Genomic DNA, 278 nt, shown 5'->3' with positions numbered 1-278 from the left:
ATAAGAGGCAGGGCGGCACATTGTGGCAGTGTCTCAGACGTAAAGCCAAACCATACCGGCAGCGTCTAACCGCTGAGACTCGAGGCCGTATCAATGACAGAGTCTCGATTCATGAGCGCCCTTGTATTGTTGAAGAACGTACGCGAATTGGTGACTGGGAAGCGGATACCGTTATCGGTCAGCATCACAAGCAAGCGATTGTCACGCTCGTTGAACGTAAAACGGGGCTGCTGAAGATGAAGCGTGTGGGTCATAAAACAGCACAGCAAGTATCAGAG

General features: G+C 51.4%; 1 protein-coding gene. It reads left to right on the top strand.

Going from position 1 to position 278, the window contains the following annotated elements; genetic code table 11:
• The coding region (locus AAEY75_RS14840; protein ID WP_352259998.1) for an IS30 family transposase at positions 1-278 on the top strand (278 nt) is incomplete at both ends.

The organism is Psychrobacter sp. TB55-MNA-CIBAN-0194 (assembly GCF_040309505.1).
In the GTDB taxonomy this organism is placed as follows: Bacteria; Pseudomonadota; Gammaproteobacteria; order Pseudomonadales; family Moraxellaceae; genus Psychrobacter; species Psychrobacter fozii.
Note: the sequence above shows the minus strand (reverse complement) of the source record. Positions and strands in the feature narration are given on the sequence as shown.